Below are 12,124 nucleotides of genomic sequence, written 5' to 3' on the forward strand. Positions count from 1 at the left end.
TACGGTGACGACAAGTAACTGCTCAGAAAGGATCGCCTGCTTTATCCAGATTCTGTTCTGTAAACACTGGCAAAGCATCAGACAGAGAAAAAAGAAATCCGTTCAACCTTCTGAGCTGATGAATCGATTCAGAACGCGCCATCACACTGATTTAATAATGGTTGTTTAGAATCAACAAAGTCAACACTCACACCGAGTTTGACTGTGATTCTTTCAAATTAAGCGGCAAAAACAATTCGGTTTCCTTTTCAAAAACGGGTAGAAACATCACAATAAAATCATTGATTCAGGTCGTTTTTCGACAGCCATTCAATTTGCCTGTGTTCCAGACCCTTCAAACAGATGATGCTTTCGGTGAGGTCGTCATCAGGGTCACCAGCGAACATGCGCCAGTTCAACACGGAATAAAGAAGAGGATAGAATGTCTAACGTTGCCAAATTAGCCACCGATGCGCTGACTGAAGGTGGTGGAATTTTTCGTTTGTCCCCGACATGGGTCCCCCGATCATTTCTGCAGCCTGGTCGCCGACTGAAGCTGCACCCCAATGACTACTATGCATTAGGAACCCACCGTGGGGGAATCGACGAACGCTGGTTTGGCTCCACCACCGTTGCCGCCAACGAAGGTGCACCCGATGATGAAGGTTTAAGCTACTGCGTCTTCGGCGGAGAAAGATTCACTCTGCGGGACGCCATCAGTGAACTTGGTGCAGAAATCATTGGTGATGCCATCTGGGGTAAATACAACCGCTGGCCCGTCTACTCCAAATTCTTTGATAACATGGGCCCGATTCCTCATCATATGCACCAAAACGCAGAGCAGGCTGCAAAAGTCGGCCAGGAAGGCAAACCTGAGTCTTATTACTTCCCTCCCCAGATGAATGCCATCGGCAATAATTTCCCGTATACATTCATGGGTCTGGAACCTGGTACCACCAAACAGGATGTCATTGACTGCTTGGACCGCTGGAATGATGGCGATAACGGGATCCTGGATCTCTCCAAAGCCTACCGACTCAAACCGGGTACTGGCTGGCTGATTCCTCCCTGCGTTTTACACGCTCCTGGAAGTCTCGTAACCTACGAACCACAGTGGGGTAGTGACGTCTTTGGGATGTACCAGTCCATGGTGGAAGGCCGTGCGGTTCCCCGCTCACTGCTGACGAAAGATTTCCCCGAAGATAAGCACGACGATAACGAATATCTCGTCGAAGCCCTCGACTGGGAAGCGAACGTCGACCCCAACTTCAAGGACAATAACTACCTTGAACCCATCGCCATTGGCGATACCGCAGCCGACGGGTATGTTGATCGCTGGATCGTTTACGGTAAGGTCAAAGGCGAACAGCTCTTTACAGCCAAGGAACTGACCGTCGATCCCGGCGCGAAAGTCACGATCAAAGACTCTGGTGCTTACAGCTGGATCACAGTCCAGGGTGAAGGTACCATCGGGAATCTGCGACTGCAGACACCTGCCATGATCCGCTTCGGGGAAATGACCGAAGATGAAGTCTTCGTGACCGAAAAAACTGCTCAATCGGGTGTCACCATTGAAAATACTGGTAGTGAGCCATTGGTTTCACTCCGCTACTTCGGCCCCGATGCCTGTCCGAGTGCCCCCAACATCGGTGACTACCGTAAATAAAACCGATCTATCACACAGGAACTGCCCGAACTCTCGGGCAGTTTTCTTTTTGATCTCTCAACTCCTGCTAACATGAAGGACCGTCTCATGAGTGATAACGCAGCTAACAGCTTACCCAAACTTCATAATGCAGCCTGGCCGGGAGTGGTCGGTAAAGGCCCTGATTCCGAACCTCCCATTGATCTAGACACCATGCTCGACCTGACCGCCGCCGCGGAAGTCGATGGTATCAAATTTGACGGGACCGACCTGTTCCTGTTCGATCCTCACGTCAGCATCGACTCTACCGACGACGATTTGAAACAACTGGCCGAAAAAGTCCAGAGTCGTAACCTGGTCATTGGTTCGGTGGTGGCTCCTGTCTGGCCTCCCACCGGTGGTGGCTCGGCCATGGGTAGCGCAGAGGAACGAGGCCAGTTCCTCGAACAGGTACTCAAAGGCTGTACCATTGCAAAAAAACTGCGAGAACTGGGCGTCCGCCCTTACGGGGTCGTGCGGCTCGACTCCGCGGCTGGCGTGAGTGACTGGGTCGGCGACCCGGAAGGTAATCAGGCCAAAATCGCCGAGACTTTTAAACAGGCAGCCGACATCGCCGCCGATCATGGCGAACGACTCGCCGCCGAAGGCGAAATCTGCTGGGGCGGTATGCATAGCTGGAAACGCATGGTGCAACTGCTGGAAATGGTGGATCGACCCGAAACACTGGGTTTCCAGGCAGACATGTCACACACCCTGCTTTACCTGATGGGTTATAACGCTCCTGAAGATCGTCTGCTCCCCGAGGACTTCGACTGGAATGATGAAGCGACATTCGACGCCGCCTATAAAACCCTGACCGATGCCCTGCGTCCCTGGACGATCGATTTCCACGTCGCCCAGAATGATGGCACCGTGCATGGAACCGGTTCGCACGACAAAACCGGTCGACACTGTCTGCCCAAAGATCCGAATGGCAAGCTCGATATCGTCAAACGGGCCGGCTACTGGCTCAAAGATGAAAACGGCGATCCCACGAAGAAATTCGAACATATCTGCTGGGATGGCTGCATGTTCTCCAACGAGATCATGATGAGCCCACAGACATGGAATGACATTCTGGAAGCCATGATCAATGTCCGCGAAGCCCACGGCTGGTCCTGATACTGCTTAACTCGTTTTATTTTCAACCTGTATTTTCATATTGAAGGAGTCACACCAATGAGCAAACCCGTACGCGTCGGCCTGATCGGCTACGGATTCATGGGACGTACCCACTCCAATGCTTATAGACAAGTCGGTAAATTTTTTGATATCGAACACACGCCTGTCCTGCAGGCCTGCTGTGCCCGCAGCGAAGACAAAATCAAGGACTTCGCTGAAAACTGGGGCTGGGAGTCCTACGAAACGGACTGGCGAAAGCTGATCGAACGGGATGACATCGACCTGATCGACATCACGACCCCCAATAACTCGCATCACGATATCGCCATTGCAGCCGCCGAAGCTGGCAAAATGGTACTCTGCGAAAAACCGCTGGCCATGAACACCGCCGAAGCAGTCGCGATGACCGAGGCCATCGAAAAGGCAGGCGTCGCGAACATGGTCTGGTTCAACTACCGCCGTGTCCCTGCCATTACGCTGGCGAAACAGCTGGTCGACGAAAAACGTATCGGCCGCCCGTTCCATTACCGGGCCGCTTATCTACAGGACTGGACGATCGCAGAAGACGTTCCCCAGGGCGGCGCCACACTCTGGCGTCTGGATGCGAAAGTCGCCGGGAGTGGTGTTACAGGTGACCTGCTGGCCCACTCGATTGACTCGGCCATCTGGCTCAACGGGCCGATCACTTCGGTCTCTGCCGCCACGGAAACCTTTATCAAAGAACGCGTTCACCAGGAAACCGGCGAAAAGACGAAAGTCGAAATCGACGATGCCTGCATGTTCCTGGCCCGTTTCGCCAATGGCTCGATGGGAACCTTCGAAAGCTCCCGTTATGCCCGCGGACGTAAAAACTTCAACACGTTCGAACTGAACGGCGAAGACGGTTCGGTCTTCTTCGATCTGGAAGACCCACAGATCCTGCAGTACTTCGAATACGCCAACCCTACTACCGGTCAGAAAGTAGAAGACCATGTCACCGGCTGGCGACGGATCCATGTTACCAACTTCGAGCATCCTTATATGGATCACTGGTGGGTTCCCGGTTGTACCATCGGATACGAACACACCTTTACCAATGCCCTGGCAGACTTCTTCCAGGGACTCGATACTGGTAATCCAACCCAACCCGACTTCCGTGCCGCACTGGAAACGCAGAAAGTCTGCGACGCTGTTCTGCAAAGTGCGAAAGACAAGCAATGGGTTGAAATAGCATAGCATTGCAGGCACGTTTTCTGCTATAATGCCTGCATAACAAGTCTTTGTAAAAACGGGTGGCACTCTGCGTCGCCCGTTTTTGCTATATAATGAATCTAAAAACTGAAGTTATCACGAATCGGGAGTCAAAAAGATGGACCGTCATCCAATCACACAAGAAGGGTACGACAAACTGCGCGAAGAAATTCGTTATCTCGAAAGCGAAAGAATGCCCGAGATTGCAGAAAGTATCGCAGAGGCCCGCGCGGAAGGTGATTTGAAAGAAAACACCGAATACCATGCCCAACGGGAAGCACAGGGGATGACGCAGGCAAAAATCAACCAGCTGAAATCCAAACTGGCTAACTGCTATATTGCTGATAAATCCACAATGCCCAAGGGAGTAGTGACGTTCGGTTCTGTAGTAACCGTGAAGAATCTGGATGACGGTCTGGATGAGAAATATGAATTCGTAGGACCGGGTGAAGAAGACTATATGGGTGAAGTCATGAAAATTCTCACATCCAGTCCACTCGCAGAAGGCCTGCTCAACAAAAAAGTCGGCGACAAGGTCGAAGTAGAAGTCCCCTCAGGCACACTCCGATTCGAAGTACTAGAGATTGAAGACTGATTTCATTCCAGGACGGAAAAAACAAAAAGCGGCCTGAGAATTATCTCACGCCGCTTTTTTTATATCGTTTCGTCCCAGGCAGATAAAAGAAAACGTCAGACATCCAGCCTGTCTCGAGTTCCGCAGATGGAAAAGAAGCATCAAGTTTCCCACAACCAGGGGCCCACGTGCCCCGAAGATGCCTCAATTGATCTGCAACAGGCTATTTGGCCTGAACCAGAACTCGATTCATCAGTGGAACCGATGGTGCAAATGTCTGCACGGTTTGGGTGACCAGTTGCTTCAGATAATAACTGGAACTCACACCATACACGGTAATTCCTGCATGATCACAGCGAACTTTGACGTTCTGAACCTGGCGATGCGTGCCTGACAGAATCTCTGATTCCAGCTTGGCAGGAGCAGGACAGGAATCCCATGATGCGGTGAATCGCTGGGAGACTTCCCGTTCCACACGTTCAGAACGATGTGCTACTGAGATTGTTTCTTCTGCAACGGTACGCTCTGGCTTTTGTAAAATTTGCAAAGACATTGCAATCATCCAACTTAAAAAAAGTGTGTCGGCTTTGTTTGGTACTGTTTTCAGGACAGTCGCGAATCATGTGCCGAAAAGAAAACAGTTCAAAAAAAACAGCAATCACGACACGCTGACAGTGATACGCGATGCTCGTATCTGTTTCAACACACAACACTTAATCAATTCAACTTTGAACCGAATCTTAACCCGCTCCCAATATGAACGGCCCAAATTTGAAGTACCCGTGTGCGTCGTTTATTTGCGGCTGCTCTGGGGAATGCTCAAAAAGTGTGCGAACGCCTGCAACAACTCCCGCCGACCACTGATACCACAGCAAACTACCAGCGGAAACCAGGCAAATTCTTCCTAAGCTTTCCACCCTGAAATGTTGATCGATGAACTACTTCTGACCGTGGATCCAATCCGCGATGTCGCGAACCACTTCCTCAGCAACATTGCCCGGTTTCAGGTATTCCGTGGGAGTTGCAATCCCCTCACCAGCCATGAACAGGTGGTTCAGTTTCGGGTACGTATTGAACCGGACATCCTTCCGGCTCCCCAGAGCCTGTTTCCACTTCGTGAAGTCATCCATCGTCACCTGATAATCCCGCTCGCCCTGCAGGACCAGAAACGGCTTCTGAAGCGTTCTGGCACTCTCTGTGGCATCATAGCCTCTCAAAGCCAGCCAGTAACGGGCGGGGATTCCCAAAGGCAGTTGATCGGCGGGAGTCTCCGGCTTCAGACCGGATGATTTTACCATCGCCACCTGTTCTGCCAGTTTTTGCAGCTTCTGTCGGCTTGCAGCGGGGTCCTCATTGTTCAGGGAGGAAAGATACTTCACCTGTGCCAGTACGATCTCCTCCAGAGGCCGTGTCGAGCCCGCCAGACTGATCAGACCGGCAATCTCCTGCTCCTCTGCTCCCATTTGGGGAAGCAGGTAGCCTCCCAGACTGTGCCCCAGAACATAAACCCGGGTTCTGTCGATCCGCTCATGAGACTGGAGGAACCGAACTGCCGAGACGGCATCCTCGACGGTTTCTTCCCTGACTGTCAGGTTTCCCGACAGGAGTGCCATTTTCAACTGATGATGCTTTGTGCGTTTCTCATACCGTAACACCACGATTCCCCGTGATGCGAGCCCCTCCGCCAGATCACGAAATGGTTGATTCGGGCCGATCGTTTCATTCCGATCCTGTGGGCCGGAACCATGCACCAACACGACAGCTGGCAATTTCCCCTCCCCTGTCGGCACGGAGAGTGTCCCCGGCAGCGACCAGAGCCCGGTTCCGATAATAACTTCCGAGTCTTTAAACAGGTTCGGTTTCACGTAGGCAGGGCTTTGATAGCGGCCGGCAGGGAGAAAGAACAATCCAGAGATCTTCTGATTCGCTGAGAAGACAACCTTCACATCCAGTAGTCCCTTCTGGAAGCGACAGGTTACGATAGCGACCTGATACTGCTGAACCGCCTGCTGCCGAATGCGCTGAATTTCCTGCAGTTCTCCCCATTGAGCGAGAATCCCCTTCCAGAGATCCTTGAGCTTGTCTGCAGGCAGGCGATGACTCATTTGACTGTCGAAGCTGGCGGCAGCCTGACTGTACTCCCTCTGAGCCAGTCGGTTGACGAATTCCCGCGCCAGTTCATCTGCTGTCTTCTCAGCGGCCCTGGCCTCCAAGGCGATGGTAGCAAAGAACAACAGAACTCCACACAAAATCGTCTGTCTCATGCCATCAACCCCTCTGTCTCAGCGCAAGGAAAGGGTCTTCAGGCAATTGACTGAAGACCCTTTTCTATCGGAAACATAACGATTCGCGTTGTGAAAAAAGACGCTGCGAAACGATGATATTAAGCAAGAAGTCCCTGCAGCAGGTTTTCTCCTGGACCGTGATCATAACAATCACTGTTATTCCAGAGTGGCAGACCAGCAGCATAGCGTGCAGCCAGCATCAGAACCTTCTGTTCTGAACCGGGCTTTGCCTGTGTTGCTTCATCTGGGTTAATGCCCATTTCACGATACTCTTCTTCACCGAACAGAGCATCGAAGTTGGGATCGTACCCTTCACCAGAAAAATCCTGGTAATCACCATCTTCGTAGCTGACCAATGACTGATCATCTTCAAGTTCGTATGAAAGAGTCTCAACGTCATCCGTACCCATCAAAAATGCCGACATTCTCTTCTTCTTTCTCCAACAACAATTATAAAAGTCCAGAATCTCCACTCATACCACTATGAGTGGACAAACCTTCTACGTGGAACAAAACAATCAGTCATCTCTACCAAACCGAGAAATTCAATCGCTCGTAGCGTACGCATCCATTGCGTTATTTGGGAGATTGAAAGCAACACCCTCCAAGGGTGTGGGAGGTTTTTTCAGGTGGGAAACTCTTCTAAATTAGTGGTTAAAAAACATCCCGAGTTTTTTTGGCTGCAGTTGAAAACCGCAAGAGAGGACACCTATTAGGTATCCCCTGTTTCTAGGACAATTCTTTAGTTTTTATGGTAAAATGTCAACAAGATTTTTGACATTTTTGCAAACTACTTTGAAATCGAATCCCTCAACAGGCAACTCTCGCCTGAGATTCAGATTTCCCCTGCCGTTTCGGCTGAATCTGCAGGATTTTGATGACTCAAAACCACATGGTGACTACTTTCAACAGTAGCACTCGTATACAACTCACGGACGATGAATCCCATAGCGTTTCAGTTTCCGATCCAGAGTCGAACGCTCAATTCCCAGAATTTGTGCCGACCGAGATTTGTTCCAGTTGGTATTATCCAGCACAGCCAGGATATGCTCCTGCTCCACAATCTCCAGTGAGACCTCGCGAAACCGGGTGTGAGCCGGGGGGAGTACAGATTGGGGATCACTCTCCATTCCCACTGCCGACAACTGGATATCCGAAGCATCTATAATATCGCTGGTACACAATATGAAAGCCCGCTCGATCGTATTCTGCAGTTCGCGGACATTACCGGGCCAGTGATATGCTTCCAGCAATTCCTTTGCCTCCTCGGTGAAACCACGAATCGGCCGCCCTGTTTTGACCACAAAGCGATTCAGAAAATAATCTGCCAGCAGCAGGATGTCATCCGCACGTACACGTAGCGGATCCACGCTGACCTCTACCACGTGCAGGCGAAAATAAAGATCCTGCCGGAAAATTCCTTTCGCGACCGCCTTTTCCATGTCCCGGTTTGTCGCGGCGACCACCCTTACATCAACATTAATTGATACACTGCCCCCCACTCGCTCAAAAGAGTGCCCCTCCAGTACCCTCAGAAACTTGGCCTGCACTCCCAGGGACATTTCCCCGACTTCATCCAGAAACAAGGTCCCCTTATGTGCCTGTTCGAATTTACCAGGCTTCTGACCGGTTGCTCCGGTAAATGCCCCCTTTTCATGCCCGAACAATTCACTCTCGAGCAGACCTTCGCTCAGAGCCGCACAGTTCATACAGACAAACGGATGTTTCTTTCGCTGGCTGTTGAAATGGATGGCTCGTGCCACCAGCTCTTTACCAACTCCGCTCTCACCACGAATCAGCACACTGGCATCTGTAGGAGCAATTCGCAGGATCTGCGCCTTCATTGAAGTCATACTGGGGCTTTTCCCTACCAGTTCACTCTCAAGCTCCAGCTGCTCCCGCAAGGCCTTGTTTTCGCCTTCCATCCGTGCCAGACCATCCGAGAGGCGCAGTTTCTCACTCAGGTTCTCAAACGAAATGGCCAGCTGATCCGCCAGAGCCAGCGTGAACTCCAGGTCATCAGAATCCAATGGATTATCAGGATTGGTCGCATACAGGTGGATCAGCCCCGCCACCCCCCGTTTATTGCGCAGAGGCGCACAGATGACACTCTGGGCATGGATCTTTCCCAGGCTGTCACGCGTCGACAACTTGCTGTCGTCCGCGATATTATGGGCCAGAATCGCATCCCCCTCGGCAAAAACCATTTCGGACAGGAAATTGGATGGTTTCTGGTAAGGCAGCTCATCAACCGACTGAAAAGCAATCACCTTCAGATTTTCCGGTTTGCGTGCCTGCTGTTGTGTCGGATCAAAATACAAAATGGCACCAATGTCCGCACTGGTCCCCTCAAACAAACCATTCAATACGATCTGCGACAATTCCTGCTCAGACTGGACATTGCCCATCTCCAGCGCCAGACGATACAGCCGCCCCAGCTCACGACTGGTCCGATCTCGATCACGATCCACATTAGAAGGGGGAAGCGGTGTGTGAAAACGGGAATGACTTTTCCGCTGAATGATCTCTGGAATATTGAATTCATCCCAGCTGGACTGATGCCCCCCGCCCATTGTCTCACTCTCCAGTTCGGCACTGGAGCCATCTGACGTGGGACGAGAGGAGAATCGAGATACATCAAACGTAAAAATTGCCTGACTGTCACCAATCTCTACAACATCCCCATCCTGGAGTTCGTAGTCCTGGCTGATGGGAATCCCCTGCACCAGTGTTCCGTTTCGACTGCCCAGATCGCGGATGTACCAGGCTGAGTCACTGTAGAAAATCTCACAATGATTGCGGCTGCAGACTTCGTCGTCGAGCACTATCCGGTTCGTGGGCGCGCGGCCGATGGTCATCACCTGGCGATCTACCAGACGATACACCTTGCCCCGCTCTTCCAGTTCTTGAACGATCAGATACGCTACTGAGGAAGTCACGTTTGAGTTTTTCTTTTCAGAATTATGCATGTATGATGACACAGGACTGGTTTCACTGTTGAAATCCAGCGAACGTGATCCCTCATGATAGAGCCAACAGGCACCCGCCCCGCAAACATTGCCGAAATCAGTACGCCCTATTTACTTACGATAGCCCGGACATTTATTATATTCAATTAACTTGCACCAGAACATAAAATTCGTCAAGCTTATTATGTGAAATCTGAATTACATCCTGCCTCAAACGAGAATCTCCCATGAACAGACTACTCTCCAACCGCTGTTTTACTCGCACCCTGCGAATCATGCTGATAGTATGCTGCTCCCTTACAACGCTGACCGCACTGCAGGCAGAAAACTGGCCTCGCTTTCGGGGAGCTGACGGCTCAGGTATTTCGGACGAAAAAGGCTATCCCCTGGAGTGGACCGAGAAAGACTACGCCTGGCACAGGGAACTGCCTGGAATAGGTCATTCATCCCCTTCCATCTGGGAAGATAACCTGTTTGTTACCTCGGCGATCGACGAAGGCGAAACCCGTTACCTGTTCTGCATCGACCCTAAAACCGGAAAAGAAAAATGGCGACGGGATACCAAACTGAAAAAGAGTCATAAACACCGCAAGGGTAGTTGGGCTTCCAGTACCCCCGCCACCGATGGAGAACATGTATATGTTGAGTTTGCGGATGAAGAATCTTACTTGCTGATTGCCTACGACTTCAAAGGGAATAAAATCTGGGAACGCAACCTGGGAACCTTTACCAGCCAGCATGGACACGGCAGTTCCCCCATCATCTACAAAGACCTGGTCATCGCGACCAATGATCAGCAGGGGCCCAGCTTTGTCACGGCTTTCAATAAACTGACCGGTAAAACAGTCTGGAAGGCAGACCGGGCAGTCCGTAGAACATCCTATGCAACCCCCATCATTATCAATCACCCCAATACCGGACCTCAACTGATTTGTGTCAGCGGTGCCACAGGCGTCAGCAGCCTCGACCCCGAAACAGGGAAACTTAACTGGACCACGGGTGAGTTTCCTCAACGCACGGTTTCTTCCCCTGTTTACGGCGAAGGACTGATCTTCGCGACCTGCGGTGGTGGTGGTAGAGGTAAGCTGCTGTACGGCGTAGACCCCACCGGTTCCGGTAACATCAAAGAGAGCCACATTAAATATCAGCGATCTACCAAACTCCCTTACGTACCGACTCCAGTTGTCTATGAAGGCCATCTCTACCTCTGGGGTGATGCCGGCGTCGTCAGCTGTGTCGACATCGCAACTCAGAAAAACATCTGGACTGAACGCATTGACGGCGACTTCAGCAGCTCTCCTGTCTGTATTAACGGCGTCCTGTACTGCATCAATGAAAATGGTGATGTCGCCATGGTGGAAGCCTCTCCCCAGTTCAAATCACATGGAAAAGTTAAACTTGGAGATCCCAGCCATGCGACCGTGGTCGTTGCCAACAAACAGATGTTTCTGAGAACCTTCAAACACTTATACTGCCTGCAACCTAAAAATTAGTTTACGCGGTGGAATGAGCATGATATGTTATAAAATTTGATTCATTCTCCCCCATGGGTTTGCTACAATCAGAGCTAGAACAGTCCTTTTCACTTCTACGCTTTCACAATGATCTATGTGGAATCCTTTATATTAAAACTAGAGCGCATCACATTTAAACCATGGCGTCTGTCAATCTAATATACTCGGTCCTGGTGGACCTGGAGACGCTACAGTAAAACTGGACACAGTCTAAACCTCGACCGAGATAACGGGCCATCTCGAAACTTCAGCAACCTGATAACTGACTGATTGAAAAACAAGGATTTATTATGCCCGCCTGGCCCGGTGGCCCCTGCCCGCAATGTGGGGAGGACATGCCTGCAAATCTGGTACACTGTCAAACCTGCCGTGAACTGCTCAACGATGATCTGGAGCACGACACAGTAGAGATTCCTGCGTTCCACCCACTGAAAGAACTGGCTGTCTGCTGCGATGCCTATCCGGCCGGGTATTTTTTCCAGTGCCCCGACTGCCATAAAGAATTACGCGTCCATAAGAAATACCTGGGCAAACAGGTCTCCTGCAAATTTTGTCAGGCCCCTTTCTCCCTGAAAATAGATGCCAGCAAAGCCATCTCCCAAGGCTTCTATACCAGTTGTCCCCACTGCCGGCAGGAACTGCGCATTGCCCACAAGTATCTGGGCTCAGTCGCAGCCTGCAAATTCTGCCAGGGACATATCCAGTTGCTCGAGAAACCCGCAGACCCCGTAGACCAATAGCTTTGCACTGCTCTACTTTGAGAGACA

The 12,124-nt window shown here is 51.0% G+C and carries 10 protein-coding genes; 6 read left to right on the forward strand and 4 right to left on the reverse strand.

Annotated elements, in window-relative coordinates; all coding sequences use genetic code 11:
- Positions 1 to 421 precede the first annotated feature (421 nt).
- The 4 genes from ACN0YH_RS15000 (at position 422) to greA (ending at position 4,610) form a co-directional block, all read left to right on the forward strand.
- Positions 422 to 1,645 (forward strand): hypothetical protein, encoded by a 1,224-nt coding sequence (locus ACN0YH_RS15000; RefSeq protein WP_417380386.1) that lies wholly within the window; start codon positions 422 to 424, stop codon positions 1,643 to 1,645.
- A gap of 87 nt (positions 1,646 to 1,732) precedes the next feature.
- Positions 1,733 to 2,785, forward strand: a complete 1,053-nt coding sequence (locus ACN0YH_RS15005) for a sugar phosphate isomerase/epimerase family protein (RefSeq protein WP_417380387.1) — start codon at positions 1,733 to 1,735, stop codon at positions 2,783 to 2,785.
- Positions 2,786 to 2,842: 57 nt separating this feature from the next.
- Positions 2,843 to 4,000: a Gfo/Idh/MocA family protein gene (locus tag ACN0YH_RS15010; RefSeq protein ID WP_417380388.1), complete on the forward strand. Its 1,158-nt coding sequence runs from the start codon at positions 2,843 to 2,845 to the stop codon at positions 3,998 to 4,000.
- Between the two features lie 133 nt (positions 4,001 to 4,133).
- Positions 4,134 to 4,610 carry a transcription elongation factor GreA gene (gene greA / locus ACN0YH_RS15015; RefSeq protein ID WP_417380389.1) on the forward strand — a complete coding sequence of 159 codons (477 nt, stop codon included), beginning with the start codon at positions 4,134 to 4,136 and terminating at the stop codon, positions 4,608 to 4,610.
- A gap of 202 nt (positions 4,611 to 4,812) precedes the next feature.
- On the opposite strand, the gene ACN0YH_RS15020 is transcribed toward greA, so the two are convergent.
- The 4 genes from ACN0YH_RS15020 to ACN0YH_RS15035 form a co-directional block, all read right to left on the reverse strand.
- The gene (locus tag ACN0YH_RS15020; protein WP_417380390.1) at positions 4,813 to 5,142 is read right to left on the reverse strand and encodes a hypothetical protein; all 330 of its coding nucleotides are present in this window, start codon (positions 5,140 to 5,142) and stop codon (positions 4,813 to 4,815) included.
- A gap of 385 nt (positions 5,143 to 5,527) precedes the next feature.
- Positions 5,528 to 6,853, reverse strand: a complete 1,326-nt coding sequence (locus tag ACN0YH_RS15025; protein WP_417380391.1) for an alpha/beta fold hydrolase — start codon at positions 6,851 to 6,853, stop codon at positions 5,528 to 5,530.
- A 119-nt stretch (positions 6,854 to 6,972) separates the two neighbouring features.
- On the reverse strand, positions 6,973 to 7,299 hold the full coding sequence (locus ACN0YH_RS15030) for a hypothetical protein (RefSeq protein WP_002647613.1): 327 nt from the start codon (positions 7,297 to 7,299) through the stop codon (positions 6,973 to 6,975).
- A gap of 504 nt (positions 7,300 to 7,803) precedes the next feature.
- The gene (locus ACN0YH_RS15035) at positions 7,804 to 9,813 is read right to left on the reverse strand and encodes a sigma 54-interacting transcriptional regulator (RefSeq protein WP_417380392.1); all 2,010 of its coding nucleotides are present in this window, start codon (positions 9,811 to 9,813) and stop codon (positions 7,804 to 7,806) included.
- A 257-nt stretch (positions 9,814 to 10,070) separates the two neighbouring features.
- Here ACN0YH_RS15035 and ACN0YH_RS15040 point away from each other — a divergent pair, with 257 nt between their 5' ends.
- Both ACN0YH_RS15040 and ACN0YH_RS15045 read left to right on the forward strand, forming a co-directional pair.
- Entirely contained in the window at positions 10,071 to 11,336 is a 1,266-nt protein-coding gene (locus tag ACN0YH_RS15040) for a PQQ-binding-like beta-propeller repeat protein (protein WP_417380393.1), read from the forward strand.
- Between the two features lie 311 nt (positions 11,337 to 11,647).
- Entirely contained in the window at positions 11,648 to 12,097 is a 450-nt protein-coding gene (locus tag ACN0YH_RS15045) for a hypothetical protein (protein ID WP_417380394.1), read from the forward strand.
- Positions 12,098 to 12,124 lie beyond the last annotated feature (27 nt).

The sequence above is a fragment of the Gimesia sp. genome, from assembly GCF_048262075.1.
Classification (GTDB): domain Bacteria; phylum Planctomycetota; class Planctomycetia; order Planctomycetales; family Planctomycetaceae; genus Gimesia.

Coding starts and splice junctions, on each gene's coding strand:
- ACN0YH_RS15000 (WP_417380386.1), top strand. CDS start 422: ATGTCTAACGTTGCCAAATTAGCCACCGATGCGCTGACTGAAGGTGGT.
- ACN0YH_RS15005 (WP_417380387.1), top strand. CDS start 1,733: ATGAGTGATAACGCAGCTAACAGCTTACCCAAACTTCATAATGCAGCC.
- ACN0YH_RS15010 (WP_417380388.1), top strand. CDS start 2,843: ATGAGCAAACCCGTACGCGTCGGCCTGATCGGCTACGGATTCATGGGA.
- greA (WP_417380389.1), top strand. CDS start 4,134: ATGGACCGTCATCCAATCACACAAGAAGGGTACGACAAACTGCGCGAA.
- ACN0YH_RS15020 (WP_417380390.1), bottom strand. CDS start 5,142: ATGTCTTTGCAAATTTTACAAAAGCCAGAGCGTACCGTTGCAGAAGAA.
- ACN0YH_RS15025 (WP_417380391.1), bottom strand. CDS start 6,853: ATGAGACAGACGATTTTGTGTGGAGTTCTGTTGTTCTTTGCTACCATC.
- ACN0YH_RS15030 (WP_002647613.1), bottom strand. CDS start 7,299: ATGTCGGCATTTTTGATGGGTACGGATGACGTTGAGACTCTTTCATAC.
- ACN0YH_RS15040 (WP_417380393.1), top strand. CDS start 10,071: ATGAACAGACTACTCTCCAACCGCTGTTTTACTCGCACCCTGCGAATC.
- ACN0YH_RS15045 (WP_417380394.1), top strand. CDS start 11,648: ATGCCCGCCTGGCCCGGTGGCCCCTGCCCGCAATGTGGGGAGGACATG.